Source organism: Psychrobacter sp. NPDC077938, from assembly GCF_044542635.1.
Lineage (GTDB): Bacteria > Pseudomonadota > Gammaproteobacteria > Pseudomonadales > Moraxellaceae > Psychrobacter.
In genome coordinates this window covers 411,475-429,376 of sequence record NZ_JBITUW010000001.1, presented here as the reverse complement: position 1 = coordinate 429,376, position 17,902 = coordinate 411,475, and the positions used below count along the sequence as shown (strand labels likewise).

The window sequence follows — 17,902 nt, the reverse complement described above, 5'->3', positions numbered from 1 at the left end:
CTAGATTGAGTATGAATGAAAAAAAGCTGGCTCCATTATGGAGCCAGCTTTTTTGTTTTATCATTACCCTTATTGTCAGCTTTATCTTCAACAGTGATGCCTTTGAATGCTAGCTCTTTACTGGTAGTTTCTAGCAGCTGCAACTCTTCTTCTATCAGCATCAGCATATCTTGTACGCGAGGCAGCGCCTTGCTACAAGCGGTGATGCCAAACTCAATCTTATCTAGATAACTGGCTAAAGTGATATTCATCGCTTGACCATTAAAGACAATAGAAGCGGGGTACAACGATTGCAGACGTGCGCCATTCCAGTACAGCGGTTTTTCAGAACCAGGTACGTTGGAAATAATTAGGTTAAATGCCTGCTTTCTAGGGAATAATCCTGTCGCCAAATTAATGCCTTGCCACGCGTATGAGACAATACTGTAGTTAATGACCTGCGCTTGGTTCATGCGGCGAAAGCGACGTTTGCCATGATTCATACTACGATGAATAAGCTCTATCCTGCGCAGTGGATTGTCCAAATGCGTACCCAAGTTTGCCAATACAAATGACAACTGATTGCCCGAGATACTATTATCTGTACGCAGTGACATCGGTACAAACGCAATTAACGGTTTGCTTGGTAGCGCATCCATTGATATTAAATAACGACGAATAGCACCTGCACAGACTGCCAGTACCACATCGTTCCTACTAATTTTGAGCCTTTCAGCAATATCGTTAAACCGTTTTATATCATAAGACTGTGCGGCTATACGCCGTGAGGCCGATATACGTTTATTCAAGATACTCATCGGTGCGTCAAAAGTACCGACGTACCCTTCATCACCGTAGTTTTTTACATTATCTAGCAGTTCTGTAAATACAGGTTTGATGGTAGATATCTGCTCTTTTATTATGCCTCTGATAGATCGTTCGGCAGGCAAGATAGCGTTTACTTGGTTGCGATGGCGCGCCATCAACGACCAGACAGGGAGAGTAACCGGCTCGGTTGGCGATTGAGATAAGGATTTTTGAACCAAACGCATCGCTGCGATACCATCAACCAAAGAGTGATGAATCTTAAAATACCATGCAAAACGTTCAGGTCCACCTTCGACTTCTGGCTGGATACCTTCAATAACATGACATTCCCACAAAGGCATGGCACGATCTAATAAACGTCCATGTTCTCTTGAGACGTACATCAATAATTCACGTACGCGTCCAGGACTTGGTAACGCGACATGATGCAAATGATGCTCGACATCAAAGTCTTTGTCTTTTTTCCAAAAGGCCAAATGCTCAAGTACCTGATTAAAAGGAAAGCTGGGCGGCACATCAGACTCTTGCATTTGTTTTACCAATTGATAGACAAAATCGCTATCCGCATTGTCTGGTAATTCAAATACAAACAGCCCACCAACGTGCATGGGCTGTTTACGCGACTCAAGAAGTAGAAACAACTGGTCGACTGCTGTGAGAAGTCGCATAATAAATCCTTTTATGACGATAAGTGTTATGTGAAAATTATAATAAGTAGAGATTCAATCAAATAACATTTTTTATTATTTTATAGAGCGTGTTAAGCAATCAACCATAGCACTGACAGCGCTATACGTAAATACTCAACACGCTCTATTATGACATGTCATTTATGCTTCAACTTATTGAAAGAAATACCCAGTTTGTGGTGAGCTGGCAGTAGCCATCTTACGCATAGGCATACGACCTGCTAAAAACGCAGCGCGGCCTGCCCACATAGCATGTTTCATTGCGTGTGCCATCATTACCGGGTTTTGTGCATTGGCAATGGCTGAGTTCATCAGTACGCCATCACAGCCAAGCTCCATCGCAAGTGCAGCATCAGACGCAGTACCGACACCAGCGTCAACCAATACGGGTACTTTGGCGTTTTCGATGATGAGACTTAGCGTATGGCGATTAAGTAGACCAAGTCCTGAACCAATCAAACTGCCAAGCGGCATAATAGCGACACAGCCCATGCTTTCTAATTCTTGTGCGACGATAGGATCATCTGACGTATAAACCATCACTTCAAAACCATCATCGATCAATACTTTGGCGGCTTTTAAGGTTTCCATAACATTTGGATATAAGGTTTTTTCATCCCCCAATACCTCAAGCTTAACCAAATTATGTCCACCCAATAACTCGCGAGCAAGCTTACAAGTGCGAATGGCTGTTTCGGCGTCAAAGCAGCCAGCAGTATTCGGTAATATCGTATATTTATCAGGTGAAATCACATCTAATAAGTTAGGCTCATCACTGTTTTGTCCAATATTGACACGGCGAATGGCGACGGTCACGATTTCGGCTGCTGAAGCGGCAATGGCTTCTCCAGTCTCTGTCATGTCTTTATACTTACCGGTACCAACCAGCAGACGTGAAGAAAAGGTACGGCTACCGACAGTAAAGGTATCTTGTAAAAGTGGCGTTGGATGAGTAGTGCTAACGTTCTCTGACATAACGGAAAATCCTAATATCGAGCGGGAGAAGGGACAGACAAAATATGACGGGTAATCTAAGCAATCTAAAAGGTGTAATAGACAATGGCAAGCTGTCAGCAAAAAAAGGCATGATATGCTAACTTTGATAGTAATAATAGGTGCTAGGCGATAGGTATAAAGCGCCAGTCACATAAAATAATACCCGTCTAAAACAAAATGCTATTATAACAAACTCATGCAACCTTACTGGCAGTCTTTTTTGATTCGAACTGTTAAGGACAAGGCATCCATCATGTCTTGGCGTGCGTACTTCTTATCTTCTCCTCACTTATTGGGCCGTCTTTATGATGCAGTTGCCATACAGCTTTGCGAAACGCCATCAGATTTTGGCCATACTTGCGATAGATCCAGAATTGCCGCCAACATTGGTACTTACCAAAGCTACCCCGTTGTCAGCGATCAACGAAGCGGTACGGTTTTTACAGAAGCAAGGCATTCGCGGTGTACCGACTTACGAAAGTGTTAGCGCGGATGATTTTGAAAAACGTATAAACGCAGCTTATGCTGGCAATACAGGAGAGTCGCAGCACATTGCTGCTGGACTTGAAGACCATCCTGATCTCGATAGCTTGGCAGATAGCGTCCCTGAAACTGAAGATTTGATGGATCAACAAGACGATGCGCCTATCATTCGTCTGATCAACGCCTTGTTGTCCGAAGCCATTCGTTTAAGTGCCTCAGATATTCATATTGAGACCTTTGAAAAGCGCTTGGTCGTCCGTTTCCGAGTTGATGGTGAGCTCAAAGAAATCATCACACCGAAGCGCCAATTGGCTCCACTGCTAGTCTCGCGTATTAAGGTAATGGCTAAATTGGATATCGCCGAAAAGCGAGTGCCGCAAGATGGTCGCATCAGTTTAAGACTGGCAGGGCGAGAGGTCGATGTGCGTGTATCGACCTTACCATCAAGCTTTGGTGAACGTGTGGTGATGCGTTTATTAGACAAGCAAGCTGGTCGTTTGAATATGACGTATTTGGGTCTTTCTGATAGTGACTATACTGAGCTAAAGCGCTTAATCCATCGTCCGCATGGCATTATTTTGGTGACAGGGCCGACTGGCTCGGGTAAAACCACCACGCTATATTCTGCATTGACCGATTTAAATGATCAAACTCGCAATATCTTGACTGCCGAAGATCCTATTGAGTTTCAGCTCGATGGTATTGGGCAGGCGCAGGTCAACAATAAAGTAGACATGACATTTGCTAAAAGCTTGCGTGCAATGCTCCGTCAAGATCCCGATGTGGTGATGGTTGGTGAAATTCGTGATTTAGAGACAGCTGAGATTGCCGTACAGGCCTCTTTGACAGGGCATTTGGTACTATCAACGCTGCATACCAACACTGCTATTGGCGCGGTTACTCGCTTACAGGACATGGGTGTTGAGCCGTTTCTGTTGTCGTCGTCACTTATTGGCGTAGTAGCGCAGCGTTTGGTGCGTACCTTATGTTCACATTGTCAAAGCTGGCAGGCTGCCGATACCGAGCAAGCCAAGCTGTTTACTGAAATTGGCATTGGGTCAACGCTGAAAAGTGATGCCAAAGATATAGCAAGTGAGTCGATTCGTTTGCCTAAGCCCGTTGGCTGCGATAAATGTAATCAGTCGGGCTTTAAAGGTCGCACCGCCATCTATGAAGTCGTGCCAATCGACGATACATTGCGCCGTATGATTCATAGCAATACGGCTGAGTATGAGCTAGAAGAATATGCGCGGCAGCAGACTCCATCGATTCGTGCGGATGGTTTGCGTAAGGTCATAGAAGGGCGCACAACATTGGAAGAAGTGCTGCGAGTGACGAAAGAGAGCGCCTTAACGGACGAGACAATACTGGTATAAATTTGCAGACTCGATATTGATATAGCAAATAAAAAACAACTGGCATGAATAGCCAGTTGTTTTAATATTTTTCTAACTGTGGAGCTTTAGAGTTTTTAGCCGCTATTATTTTGCAGCCATACATTCAATCTCAACGCTTGCTCCAGCAGCCAGTTCTGATACACCAAAAGCTGAGCGTACAGGATAAGGCTTTATCATCTCAGCCTTGTAGACCTTGTTAAAGTCATCAAAGTCATCCATATCAGTCAGCATGACCATACATTTAACGATGTCAGACTTACGGTAGCCGTATTTTAATAACGTGCTATGGATATTATCTAGCACTTGCTTGGTTTCAGCTTTGATACCGCCTTTGACCAGTTTGCCATCTTTAAAGCCAATTTGTCCCGACATATACAATGTATTGCCCACGCGTACAGCTTCTGAAAAAGGATAAGTCCCGCCATCACCCAAGAAAGTAGGCCCAGACTTAGCAACGCTGACAGCTGTCGTTGTATTGGCATTAGCGCTATGAACAAAACCCAATGAGCACATAGTGGCTAGCGCTAGCGTAGATAGGCAAGTACTAAGTTTCGACATACTGTTTCCTCATTGGGTTTGTTATCAATTTTTATTAACTACTTATCAGCACTATTATTTTGAATAGATGAGGCGTCGTTTTCTTCGATTGGTGCATCGGCTTCAGTGTCATTTTCTGCAACTTTTTCAGACGCTTTACCTTGGCGGCGTGCCTCTAGTTCCGCTTTTGGTATCCATGCCCACGTCATCTCAACCATAATTGGATCGCGGTCACTATCAGACTCACGATCTTTGATGACACAAGGGATAATCATCTCACCTTTTGGTGTGTTTAGGATATCCAAACGCTGTTCATCAGACAAGCTTGCAATAGCAGCAATTTGACCTTTTTTGATTGGACGATGGAAATTTACCGAGTAAGACTTAATCAGCAGAATGCGATCAGAGGGCAAGTTTAAACCCAAAATAAACCCCGTAGCCGTCTCAGCTAGTAATGTGATGGCGACTGCATGAATAGAGCCGATATGGTTTTGGACGGCCTTATTGTTATTTAAACTAACAACGACTTGGTTTGGTTCTACCGTCTCATAATAAATGCCAGTTGTGCCGACATAGGGGACGACCTTGCCAAAGGCTTTAGATAAAATACTTGAGCGTGCACCAGCAGGCAGATATTTGGTGACTGATAACAGTTTAGTAAATTGATTGCTAATTGGTTTTAGCGTGCTACTGGGTTTCTCAACTGAAGATTTTGTGCTGTCAGATACTTTGGCTGGCAGTTTATTGGTCAACTTGGCGGGTAGTTTTTTTAATAATCCTGACATACAAAATTCCTTAACGTAAATGAGTTGAATGACATTCTTAGTATGGCTTTTTATGATAGCGACAAAAATATAGGTTATAAAAGTCACTACAAATACTATGGTACATCAACCATTGCCTTCCTACTATTATTAGCATGAACTGCTGCGCTTACAAAACTATAGTAGCGTGGCTATGTTGCTAGGTTATGTCATCAATTTAGATCGCCACTTAAAGCAGCCTAGTCATCTTATCTATCAGCAACATTTGGGCATTAATATTATTAAGTGATTGGTATAGTCAGTTCAATATAATTTGGATACAAGGAAGCCGAGGAACAGTACTACAAATAGTAGATTAAGCGAGACTGACACCGCATCTAATTTATAGAGGGTTGACTATAGTTACCATGCCAATAGACAGCCACGTTATAATGACAAAATGTTAGCATGTCTATTTCAAACCTGTTTTCAATGCCGCTGGATAACGTTATGTCTGATATGTCTGATCATGAACCGACCAATATTATTTATACGGGCGTTGCTGGTACAGGTAAAACCTATAGATTGCTGCAAATCGCGAAGCAATATACCGACTATCTACCCAAGACTGAAAATGAGGACTTATTAGAACAGCTGCTGCAAGGTCTAAGCTGGCGCGAAGTATTGTGTCTGGTGTTTTTAGATCTACGTGCTGAGCAGCAGGATTTGTTAAAGGTACGAGAAATTATTGATCATCCTTTTTTTATGACCAAAGCTGCTCAGAACGCACGTGATAAAAATCTAGATAGCACAGCTTGGTTAGAGTTACGCAGACATAGCCCTACGAACTCTCAAACAGTCAGTTTTGATAACCGCGCTAGCCAAGCTTATTTTGATAAAGACAATAGTGGAGCATGGTATTTATTGCCAGAGAGTATGGTGCTACTAGAAGATTTATCGCAGCAATTAGTAGAGTTTCAGCAGGCAAAGCGTGACAACCAACCCCATCAAAATCAAAACATCGGTCAGCAACGCTTTAGTATGGTGAGCTTCCATCAAGCCTACGGTTATGAAGAGTTTGTAGAAGGTATACGGCCTGTCATGAGTGGCGCTGCACCAGCAAATAACAGCCCTTCTAATCAAAATCAAATGAGTTACGCGGTGCAAGATGGAGCATTCCTGAAGCTATGTCAACGCGCAGCTCGTGACCCTCAGCAGCGTTACGCAATGCTGATTGATGAGATTAACCGTGCTAACGTGTCACGGGTGTTTGGCGAGCTTCTTAGTTTGATAGAGCCTGATAAACGAGCAGGCAAGCCGAATGCTATGACAGTGAGTTTGGCGTATTCTGGGCGTGCTTTTAGTGTTCCTGCCAATGTCGATATTTATGCCACTATGAATACCCAAGACCATTCTTTAGCACCACTTGATATGGCGTTACGTCGACGTTTTCGTTTTATTGACTGTCCACCGCAGCCTGATTTACTATCGACAATTCGCGATAGTAATGACACTGATGCTAGCGTGTCTGAAAACTTAGAAGCAGGTACGATAGATTTGAGTAAATTACTAACAGGCTTGAATAGACGTATCGTGCAGACATTGGGAATAGAAGCACAGTTGGGGCATGCGTTTTTGTTTGCCGTCACTCAGTTAGAGCAATTACAAACGGCTCTTGTTGAACAAATTATTCCTCAATTGGCTCAAGCAGCTGGTGGCCAAATTACCGTACTGCAGTATATCTTTAGAGATGAGCAGCAACCGACGAGCAAGCAGTTCGTACAGGACAGTCAAGCATTGATGAATGACGACTTGTATAATCCGCTGGGCAACCAAAACAATGCTTTCGCTGAACACCAAATGTTTGCAGGGCAGGGTTCTTTTCTTGGTCAGTCTATGAGTATGAATAGCTATACTATCAATGCCGATCTGATTGCTAGGGATGGTGAGTTTAATCATGCTGCTATCTATCAGCGTTTGTACTAGCAGGGTGACTGTTCAGTGATGACGAATAATCAATATTCCGCCAAAGAGCACGCTATTAAGGCAAACAGTCGTCAGACTCGTATCCCTAACAGTAGTGTCGCTACCATGAATGTTATCACCGTGTTTGAGCATCAACGTCTGACCGTGCATGATTTTTTGCAAGCGTCTGATTTCGACTGGCTAATGGCACAAGAGTTTGCAGTATTTACTATCAAGCGTAAGCGAGGCCAATGGCAGCTTAAGGTTGGGCACTACATTGGGATTATTCTCCTACCTAGTGGCATAACGCTTGAGATATTGCCAAAGCTAAATCAGTCTACTCAGCCTAGCGATATCGTCCAGACTCGTTATTGGGTACAGGGTATGCTATCGGATTTAATTCATCTTGATGCGCATAACAATCGTAAGCTACCCAATACGAAAAACTTCGGTCAGTTTAGTTCCCAGTCCGCTCCTTTACCGTTGAAAGTATTGCCTATATCAGATTGGCTGATTGAGCAGTTTTTGCAGCGTTTAATGGATTATCAACCAACCAAGCATTATCAGGCTCAGATTGAAAATCAGGCATCTCTGCAAGGTCGACTGCTCATCAAAGAGCAACTGCGTCACAATAGTATGCAACCGCATAAGTTCATCTGTGAAAGTAGCGTATTAAGTCACGACATGTTGGCCAATCGGCTGATTAAGAGAGCATTGGTTTACTTGATGCCTTTATTGCCCCAGTTTATTTCTTCAAAACTGTTGCAGCCATGGCAGCAAGTGCCTACGCTAAACAACCGCGAAATGCAGCAGATAGCATTAATATATGCTCAAGCAAAGCGTCAGCTAGACGTTCAGCCACTCCAAAAGCAAAAATTGCATGCCGCGCAGCAGTTAGTAGACCTAGCATATTGGCTATTGAAACAGACGACAGCTGCGACAGGTAACGGTATTGATCCAAGTAGACAAAATTGCTCTCAGCTAAGATTGTGTTTATTGATTGATATGAATCAAGCTTTTGAGCAATGGGCAAGTCAGCGTATTGCATCGATGTTTCAGCAGCTTAGTAGCAATTACCGTCCTTTTTACCAAACCCAAAGTGTCTGGCTAAACGATGCTGAGGGACTAGCGTGCTTATCTATACGGCCTGATTTGCTGATATTTCAAACTGCCTCTGATGATTGTCAAAACCAGAACGATATAGCAGCTAATCAAACTAAAGCCAAAAATAAAACCAAAGGTCGCTACAGTCATGTCATCGACATTAAGTGGAAGTACTTACCACATGCCGCTGCAATTAGTGCGAGCGACGCTTATCAATTGACCAGCTATGCACAAGCTTACTTGGCGGGGCAGGTTTGGTTGGTTTATCCGGTGCTAGGTAGTGATAGGCAGCCAGTAGCGCTTAAGCAACAAATTTACTATGGCAGTGGTGACAGTAGCGATGATATTAAAAAAAATGAGTCAGCCGATGCCCATTTATGGTTAATGCCGTTTGATGTTTTGACAGGTACACTCAACGGTGAAGTACTGCCACATTTGGACAAAGCTTAATATCGTTATCAATGACAACGCGAATGACTGACTGATAGGTAAATAAGAAAAGGGTCTTGCTGTCACTATTTTGGCGAAATTGACGTAATTTTAAAAAAATTAGCGATTATTTGAAATTAATCGAAAATAGGTGTTGACACAATCGCCTTTACCCCTTAATATGTGCACCTCGATAGCGAGGAACATTAACAAGTTAGCGGCATTGCCAACAACGAGTTGATTAACAAACTATCGTGATAATAGAGAATTTCGGAGTGTGGCGCAGTTTGGTAGCGCATCTGGTTTGGGACCAGAGGGTCGTAGGTTCGAATCCTATCACTCCGACCATCTATTTTAAGAGCCTTACAGGCTTTTTTTTATGTATAACAGTTTAGTTTCTGATATAGTAAAATATATCGTAAAGTAAGCTTAGTATATAAAAGTCCTCTAAGAGCGCCTGTAGCTCAGCTGGATAGAGCATCTCCCTTCTAAGGAGGTGGCCGCAGGTTCGAATCCTGCCAGGCGCACCATTTAGCCTGCAAATCTTGCCTATTCTTTGGCAATAGTTATGGCGGTTGTAGCTCAGTTGGTAGAGCCCCGGGTTGTGATCTCGGTTGTCGTGGGTTCGAGTCCCATCAGTCGCCCCATATTTTATTCTGTATGTATCTACATACAAATCATATCTTAATCTAAAAATATATCAGTAATAGCACTCGCCCTTGATGGCGATTTTTTTATGCCTATTCGATTTTATCTCTATATTACCTTTATAAGATTAAACAGATAGAGTTTGATAGCATCTTCAATACTAGATAATCCCCCAAATTTTTATCAATACTTCCTGTAGGTTTTCCTTAAGGCCTAGCGTGACTGTGTCTCCTCTATTATTGTTTAGTAATTCTAATAAGTAAATAGACATGACGTTTTAAATGATGCATTATGCTTAAGTGTTATCACATCCATCGTATTTAATAAAAATTATTTATTGGAGCAAGTATTGGCATAGAGGAAACTGACAGAAATCGTTATTAAGAATACTATTATTTTTTTAAGATGAATCGTTATTAATCTGCATTATTGAGGAATTGATTGATGGACGCACTAAGTGTATTGCTGCAAAACGTGCATTTATTTGAGACTAAGTATTATCGTCTAAATGGCACTGGCAATTGGTCTTATTCTATTACTAGAAAAGACACCATTTTATTTTACTTAGTAATGTCTGGCGGTTTTTGCATCGATGTTGGTAATGGTCTAAGAGAAGCTCGCGCTGGCGACATGATCATGATTCCGAATGCGCACAAGCATGTGAGTTACGCACTTAATCACCATGGCGATGTTGCTGAGTCGCTTGATGAACTATTGAGCAATTGCACCGAGCGTACACTTGATATCGATGGCGATGGAGACCCAAATTCATCTTTGATACTGATCGAATGTAAGTACGACAAAGAGATGATTAATCCTCTGTTGTCAGTACTGCCACCGATATTACCTGAGCTCAATGATGCTGCTGACGGTCGGTTTGAAGTGATTGATGTAGAGATAAAGCTGCTAACACTAGAAGCTGAGCGTGAGCGTATGGGCAAAACGGCTGTGATCAATCATTGGGCAAGCATTATGATGATTGAGTGTTTGCGCGTGTATATTGAAAGTTTGCCTGAAGCCACAGAAAATTGGCTCAAAGCCATGAAAGATCCGTTTTTGACCAAGGCACTAGCCGCAATGCACGGGGCACCGAGTGAAAGCTGGACTATTCATCAGCTTGCTGAAGTGGCAGGGATGTCGCGTTCCAGCTTTGCACAGCGTTTCAAGGACACCGTTGGTATGCCACCACTGACTTATCTGATTGATTACCGCTTACGATTGGCGGCTCGATATTTACGCTTACAGCAAAACAGTATTAGCCGTATCAGCGAGATGGTGGGTTATGCCTCAGATTCGACTTTTAGTCAGGCATTTAAGCGTGTGTATGGTGTCTCGCCAAAAGCATACCGTCAGCAGTATCGACAGAACAATCTTGCATAGTTCTAGTTGTTGTTTATTTAAGTTATTCAAGTAAAATCTCAATGAGAAGCGCTAATGTCATTTATATGTCCTTGGCGCTTTTTTTTAATTTGTGAATACATATTGTTTATAAACGTTGAGTCACTCATATCTATAATACCTTTGATAACTTGCTAAGGCTATTTTAGTTAAGGGCAGCTGACATTGAGTCTGTCTTCAGGTACTATGGGTTGATGAGTCGTCGAGACAAAAGCGTTGATGTTGTAGCGCGTTATATGTCCTTATACGATAGGCATATAAAAGGATCGAGACGATGTTTATTTTCGCTGCTGATGGTATGTTATGACTGAACCGACCGCAAAGCTAAATGCAGGAAGCAATGGCCAACAAGAAGCTGCTGCAACTGCTAAAACAGAAAGTAATGTTGATAAAAACACTGCTATAAAGAACCCGCATGTCAGCAAAGATGCGCCGAAAAATGAGTCGGTAGAGACACCTGATAAGGCGGCATTATTGACGATGTTTACCTTGTCAGATATCGAGGCAGTAGCAACTGAAGCAGTAATATCTGAATCATCCGATAGTCTTACAGTAGCTGCAAAACCTGCGGCGCAAGAAACCAATGTCGCTACGCAGCGTGTTGCGCTTTATCGTGCTCAACATGAGCGTACTCGACTGTTATATATGGCATCTGCCAATACGCGTCCTACTTATTTAGTACAAACCCTGAAACCGCAATTCGCAGAATATCAGCAATATTTACTTGCTCAGCAGCTTGATAAACGTGGGTTGATGGATACGGATACGCTCGAAAGACTCTGGCAGCAGCTGCATGTGGTCGATGACATTATTGCAGATATCGTACGCCATATGCCTGCACAGCAACCCGCCGGTTGGCAGCTAACGACTCAAGATGGTCGCAATCCATTGTGCTTTGCTACGGTCGGTAAGTTAAAGCACGGCAAGCCAATTCGCGACCAAGGTAGCCTCAACAGTTATGTACTTGGTCACTTTGGCGTGAGTAGTTTTACTTACGATCGAGGCTATTATATCGGCCATGTGGTTGGTTATTTATTCAGCTGTTATTATTGTGCTCACTTGTCGATTACTTATGGCGTCACAGCCCTTGGCCAGCAAGTCGTGGCTGACTATGATTACGCCAGTCTTGAAACCCCGCATATGGTTAGATTATTACAAGGTCTTGACGGTTATTGCAAAAAACGCATTTATCAGTTGGCCGTTATTTGTGCGCGCTTGAGCGTTTTTGCGAGTGATAAACGTATTGAAAGAATGCTAATCGCTGAGGTCAATGACTTCGATAAAAAGCTACAGCAGCAGCATTTGGATGTCTTATTATTACAAGGTTTAATGCCTGATAGTAATGACTCAACGCCACTTTTTTAAGCATCGCATGTCAAATTAATAGAGTTTTATTAAGTCGTAAATTATAACTGTCTACCTGTAAGCCTCTTAGGATATCTGTTGCCATGCCTGCCTATCATTTCAAAGCGCTTGACGACCATGGCGTTGTCCAAAAAGGCTTGCTAGAGGGGGATTCTGCGCGGCAAATTCGCCAGCAGCTGCGTGATAAGCAATGGACGCCCGTTGAAGTCAACCCGGTCAATGACAGACAGAGTCAGAGCAAAAACCGCTACAAAAAACCGTCTGCATACGAGCTGGCATTGCTGACACGTCAGTTGTCTGTATTATTGGCAGCAGGTATTCCACTTGAGGAAACCTTGGCAGCAGTTGCTAAGCAATCACCAAAGACTCATATCAAATCCCTAATGCTTGCGGTACGCTCACATGTCTTGGAAGGGCTCAGCTTAGCACGTTCTCTGCAACAAGCTGCTAGCTTTCCACCGTTATATATCGCTACGATTGCTGCAGGCGAAAAATCTGGCCATCTTGACCTTATCCTCAATCAGCTAGCAGACTACACCGAAAACCGTTTTGCCCTCCAAAAGAAAATCCAAGGGGCTATGGTCTATCCAATTGTCCTGATGGTAATGGCAATTGCGGTAATTATGGGGCTGATGAGCTTCGTCGTACCCAAAATTGTCAAAGTCTTTGAACAGTCTGAGCAAGCACTGCCTTTAATTACTCAAATCGTTCTCACACTATCGAATATCATTACTCAGTGGTGGTGGTTAATACTGTTGGTATTGGTAAGTACCGCATTTTTATTCTACCGTTTTGCCCAAACGCAAGCAGGTAAATTAACTATCGATAGCGTGGTACTAAGATTACCGATACTAGCTAGATTGTCCAAAGGTCTGAATGCCGCGCGTTTTGCCAGTACCCTTGCGATACTAGTACGCTCAGGAGTGCCTTTAATTGAGGCATTACATATCGGTGCTGCGGTCACGACCAATTTGCATATCCAAAAAACCATTATCACTGCGGCTGATAGGGTCACAGAAGGCTCTAGTTTGTCTAGCCAGCTAGAGAAATCTACTTACTTTCCACCGATGATGGTACAGATGATAAAAAGTGGAGAGAACTCAGGCGAGCTTGAAAATATGCTGAGCCGTGCTGCCAATATGCAGGAGGCAGAAGCAACCAATTTTATCAGCACCTTATTATCATTACTTGAGCCTCTAATGCTGGTACTGATGGGCGTAGTAGTCATGATCATTGTTATGGCGGTTATGCTACCTATCGTTAATATGAACGATTTAGCAGGCTAAGTTAATTCGCTAGCCGATGATTCATTATGTTATCCCCATACAGCTAGCTTTCTATCTGCAAAATCTCTATTTTGTTCTCTTTTATTTTATACATATCACCTAACTTGCTTGCTAAACCTTGGACTAGCTTTCTTAAGGTTTGCTTACTGTTGTATATTGTTGAACGAACGCTATTTTTGCTATGGCAAACACCAGCGCCGCGCTATAGTAAGCACGGTTTAATAGTCATACATTTAGAGTCTGCTGACATTTAACTTCGGCTAAAATAGCAAACTCAAACTGGGCGCAGTGCTGGATAAAAATAAAACCATGGTTTATAGTGACAATAGTTTCAGAGCTCATTGATATGTCATTAATGAGAGCTATGATAGAACGCCACTTTTACTATTTACATAACTGTGATGACCAAAGCGATGACTATGACTGACAAACTCCAAGTAAATATGACGCCAAAAAGTGCTATTCAGGATATGCAATCCCATCCGAATGTTGTAAATGACCAAAAAACTGTTTCTTCAGCTATGCAGCGCAGTGCGACAAAAAAGTCTGGTCAAGTGGGATTCACTCTGATCGAGATTATGGTTGTTATTGTGATCTTAGCCATTCTTGCTGGATTGGTGGTACCAAAAGTAGTTGGTCAAAGTGATAAAGCCCGTGTGAAAACAACTGAAACGGCGCTTGCTACTGTCTCAAATGCGCTAGATATGTATAAGGTTGATAACTCGCGCTATCCAACGACCGCTCAAGGGTTAGAGGCGCTTACGACACCGCCAGCTGATGCAAAAAACTATCCTGAAGGTGGGTATATTAAAGGTGGCTATCCAACCGATGGCTGGGAAAATGAGATGCAATATGTTGCACCAGGTAGTGAAGGGCGGCCTTATGATTTGTTTTCGTTAGGCGCTGATGGTCAACAAGGTGGTGAAGGTCAAGATGCGGATCTTTATGCTCAGCTATAAAGCTTAATAACAGACGTATAGTGAATAAGTTCTGATACTAATATAACTTTGTAGAATGAAACATTCGTTCATCCATGCACTTTCAACAATTTATAAATATCAACCAATATTCCCTTATTGGTTGATATTTTTTATCAGTAGATAAATTTCCTACTGTTCAGTACAAGTTTGATAGTCAGTGCTATAAATATATCTAGGCGCTCAGCAAAACAGTCATCGCACACTGCAATTAAAGGTAATCATCTATGTTGATCCAAAATTCTAATAAATACTTTTCTAAAAACCTTTATAAATTGGTTCTAACCGTTGCAAGCACTTCATTAGTAACGGTTCTGTCAATGACATCGATCAGTGCACAAGCAGCAGGGTTAAATGACTTATTTAACAATAGCTCCTCGGCAAAATCGAAGTTCTTACCAGTGGATGAAGCCTTTCAGGTGGTCAGTAATACCAAAGCGACTTCCAAAGGCACGCGGTTGTCGATTAGTTTTGAAATTACGCCAGGGCATTATGTCTATAAGGATAAGCTTACGTTGAGCTTCCCTAAAGGAATAAGCGCCACGCCGTTCACTTTTAATCAATCACCAGTATCAATCAATGATCCGACCTTTGGTCAGGTTCCTGTATTTACGCAAAGAAGCGTCATTGCAACCACGACGCTGACGACGAGTAATGGTAAGGGCGCCAAAAACGCGCCTATTATTATTGGTTGGCAAGGGTGTGCAACGGCTGGGCTATGCTATCCACCAGAAAAAGTTAAAACCAAGATAGACATTGCTGCGACACGCAGATAAATAGCGAGCAGATTGATTAAAATATCGGTAATAATAGGTAGCCATTCATGTCCATCAAGACATCACCAAAGTCCTCATCATTTAGCGTATCTACCCATTCGAAAAAATCCCATATCTTAGCGCTTGCTATCGCTAGTGGCTCATTGTTGACAGGTTTATCAGCGACATTGACGGTACAAGCGGCAGGGTTAGGCGACCTTTTTGGTAGTAGTGAAAGCTCATCGAAGTCAAAGTTTTTGCCAGTAGATCAAGCGTTTCAGGTAAGTACAGATAGCACCCCTGTCAAAGCGGGTACGCGGTTATCTGTTAATTTTGATATCACTCCTGAACATTACGTCTATAAAAAGCAAATCAAGCTTACGCTCCCCGCTGGCGTGACGGCTGCACCTTTTACCTTTAGCCAGACACCATATTCGATAGATGATCCGACATTTGGCAAAGTACTGGTATTTGACCAAGCAAATATGGTCGCTACCACCACACTGACGAACAATAGTGGCAAGAATATAGATAGTGCCGCTATCGTCGTTGGCTGGCAGGGCTGTGCAAAAGCAGGACTATGCTATCCACCTGAAAAGATTAATACGACTGTCGATATTGCAGCTGCATCGACGCAGGTATCAGCAGATAGTGAGAGTAGTGCGAGCTCGACCGATTCAGAGAATAGTGCTACGGCGACACCAGAGAAAGCAAGCTCACCAGCGCTTGATAATACTTTGCCTAATGAGGCGCAAGCACTGACAGACGATGATGCTATTGACTATGATCTCATTGATGACAGTAATGTAGAGTATGATTCTTTAGATAGTAATGCAGCGACGAATACGATTTCTGCAGCAAATAGCAGCGTAACAGGCGAGACGGCCAATAGCGAAAGTACCTTGAGCAACAGTTTCGTTGATAGCGATCCTTTTGGTTTGGCTTCTCACCCTTGGCTGGCATTAGTACTATTATTTTTAGCAGGCTTAGGCTTGGCCTTGACGCCTTGCGTCCTACCGATGCTGCCTATTGTGGCCAACATTGTAGCCCGCGAACAAAACCCAACGGTCAAACGCGGTGTCATCTTGACCACCAGTTACGCGATTGGGGTAGCGACTGCTTACGGAATTTTGGGCGCTGTTATCGCAGTATTCGGTGAATCTTTAGGTATTATTGGTTGGCTGCAGAATCCAATTATTCTCATTAGCTTTGCTATTGTTTTTATACTTCTCGCACTATACATGTTAGGTCTTTTCAGTGTGCGATTACCACAAGCGATCAGTCGAAAGATGCAAGGCTTAAGCCAAGCAGGTGACAGTAAGCTTGGTAGTACAGGCGGCAGTTTAATCGCTGGGTTTTTATCAGCGCTAGTCGTGTCACCTTGTGTTTCTGCGCCATTATTTGGGGCATTATTGGCGGTCTCTACCATTGGTAGTCCATTGCTCGGCTTTGCCGCTTTATTCATGCTGGGTTTTGGTTTGTCCGCGCCGCTTATCCTAATCGGTGCTACTCAAGGCAAGATTATGCCAAAAGCAGGCGAGTGGATGAATTGGGTCAAGCAAGGCTTTGCTCTACTACTGTTTGCCGTGGCACTGCTATTAATTGAGCGCGTCTTTATATCGCCAGTCATGCTGATGGTATGGGCATTATGGTTTATGGTCGTGGCAACATGGGCATGGAGTTGGCTAGGTAAAGGTCGTATGCTGACCCAAGCACTAAGCCTTATCGCTGGTATTTGGGCAGCGTGTTTAATAGTCGGCGCTGCATTGGGTAATGACGATAGCTTACATCCATTAGCGTCATTGGGTGCAGCACCGATGATGGTACAGTCAACGTCTGGTCAACCAGCGAATAGTGATAGCACCACTGATAAGACGATCACGACACTTGCAGAGCTAGATGCCATTGTCGCAGCCAATCCGAATGTTATTGTCGATCTGACAGCAGAGTGGTGTATTGAGTGCCGCATTATGGACAAGAACCTGTTTCATAATCGTCCAGCACAGATGCAAGATTGGAAACTAGTAAAGCTCGATATCACTGAGACGACAGCAGACTCAAAAGCCGTGTTGTCTCGTTACCAACTCTTTGGTCCACCAGCGTTACTGTATTATATTGATGGTCAGCTAGTAAATCAGCAAGTGGGTGAGATCGGTCGCTCAGAATTTGAGCAAACATTATCGGCGTTGAACAACTAACATTTAACAATGAACACTTAAGAAACCAGTGTGATATTTCGAAAATTCTTAAGAATATTAATAAGGCCAGTATACTAAGAAAGTATGCTGGCTTTTTTGATGCCATTAAATTCATACTATAGAAT

13 protein-coding genes and 3 tRNA genes are annotated in these 17,902 nt (G+C 43.0%); 12 read left to right on the top strand and 4 right to left on the bottom strand.

All coding sequences use genetic code 11. The features are described from left to right. Positions 1–35: 35 nt before the first annotated feature. Both ACIGBM_RS01815 and ACIGBM_RS01810 read right to left on the bottom strand, forming a co-directional pair. Complete coding sequence (locus tag ACIGBM_RS01815; RefSeq protein WP_397476558.1) at positions 36–1,475, bottom strand: wax ester/triacylglycerol synthase family O-acyltransferase; 1,440 nt, start codon at positions 1,473–1,475, stop codon at positions 36–38. Between the two features lie 174 nt (positions 1,476–1,649). Next, a complete protein-coding gene (locus ACIGBM_RS01810) occupies positions 1,650–2,471 on the bottom strand; it encodes a thiazole synthase (protein ID WP_101205496.1) in 822 nt (273 codons plus the stop codon). 326 nt (positions 2,472–2,797) lie between these two features. Between ACIGBM_RS01810 and gspE the strand changes: the two genes are divergently transcribed. Next, the gene (gene gspE, locus ACIGBM_RS01805) at positions 2,798–4,351 is read left to right on the top strand and encodes a type II secretion system ATPase GspE (protein WP_397476557.1); all 1,554 of its coding nucleotides are present in this window, start codon (positions 2,798–2,800) and stop codon (positions 4,349–4,351) included. Between the two features lie 105 nt (positions 4,352–4,456). On the opposite strand, the gene ACIGBM_RS01800 is transcribed toward gspE, so the two are convergent. Together ACIGBM_RS01800 and ACIGBM_RS01795 are read right to left on the bottom strand one after the other, a co-directional pair. Beyond that, positions 4,457–4,930, bottom strand: a complete 474-nt coding sequence (locus ACIGBM_RS01800) for a RidA family protein (RefSeq protein ID WP_397476556.1) — start codon at positions 4,928–4,930, stop codon at positions 4,457–4,459. Between the two features lie 38 nt (positions 4,931–4,968). After that, positions 4,969–5,694, bottom strand: coding sequence for a DUF4442 domain-containing protein (locus ACIGBM_RS01795; RefSeq protein WP_296209394.1), 726 nt, complete (start codon positions 5,692–5,694; stop codon positions 4,969–4,971). Positions 5,695–6,120: 426 nt separating this feature from the next. Here ACIGBM_RS01795 and ACIGBM_RS01790 point away from each other — a divergent pair, with 426 nt between their 5' ends. From ACIGBM_RS01790 to dsbD, 11 genes are all read left to right on the top strand, one after another. After that, positions 6,121–7,638: an McrB family protein gene (locus ACIGBM_RS01790; protein WP_397476555.1), complete on the top strand. Its 1,518-nt coding sequence runs from the start codon at positions 6,121–6,123 to the stop codon at positions 7,636–7,638. A gap of 18 nt (positions 7,639–7,656) precedes the next feature. Then, positions 7,657–9,171, top strand: a complete 1,515-nt coding sequence (locus ACIGBM_RS01785; RefSeq protein ID WP_397476777.1) for an McrC family protein — start codon at positions 7,657–7,659, stop codon at positions 9,169–9,171. Positions 9,172–9,421: 250 nt separating this feature from the next. Beyond that, a tRNA-Pro gene (locus tag ACIGBM_RS01780) sits at positions 9,422–9,498 on the top strand. Between the two features lie 105 nt (positions 9,499–9,603). Continuing rightward, positions 9,604–9,680, top strand: a tRNA-Arg gene (locus tag ACIGBM_RS01775). A gap of 41 nt (positions 9,681–9,721) precedes the next feature. Next, positions 9,722–9,797, top strand: a tRNA-His gene (locus ACIGBM_RS01770). Between the two features lie 445 nt (positions 9,798–10,242). Beyond that, the gene (locus tag ACIGBM_RS01765; protein ID WP_102094695.1) at positions 10,243–11,178 is read left to right on the top strand and encodes an AraC family transcriptional regulator; all 936 of its coding nucleotides are present in this window, start codon (positions 10,243–10,245) and stop codon (positions 11,176–11,178) included. Positions 11,179–11,499: 321 nt separating this feature from the next. Beyond that, positions 11,500–12,561 carry a hypothetical protein gene (locus ACIGBM_RS01760; protein ID WP_397476554.1) on the top strand — a complete coding sequence of 354 codons (1,062 nt, stop codon included), beginning with the start codon at positions 11,500–11,502 and terminating at the stop codon, positions 12,559–12,561. 83 nt (positions 12,562–12,644) lie between these two features. Continuing rightward, the gene (gene gspF / locus ACIGBM_RS01755; RefSeq protein WP_397476553.1) at positions 12,645–13,847 is read left to right on the top strand and encodes a type II secretion system inner membrane protein GspF; all 1,203 of its coding nucleotides are present in this window, start codon (positions 12,645–12,647) and stop codon (positions 13,845–13,847) included. 521 nt (positions 13,848–14,368) lie between these two features. After that, entirely contained in the window at positions 14,369–14,806 is a 438-nt protein-coding gene (gene gspG, locus ACIGBM_RS01750) for a type II secretion system major pseudopilin GspG (protein WP_397476776.1), read from the top strand. 245 nt (positions 14,807–15,051) lie between these two features. Beyond that, complete coding sequence (locus ACIGBM_RS01745; RefSeq protein ID WP_397476552.1) at positions 15,052–15,600, top strand: protein-disulfide reductase DsbD domain-containing protein; 549 nt, start codon at positions 15,052–15,054, stop codon at positions 15,598–15,600. A gap of 47 nt (positions 15,601–15,647) precedes the next feature. Then, positions 15,648–17,777 carry a protein-disulfide reductase DsbD gene (gene dsbD, locus ACIGBM_RS01740; protein ID WP_397476551.1) on the top strand — a complete coding sequence of 710 codons (2,130 nt, stop codon included), beginning with the start codon at positions 15,648–15,650 and terminating at the stop codon, positions 17,775–17,777. Positions 17,778–17,902 lie beyond the last annotated feature (125 nt).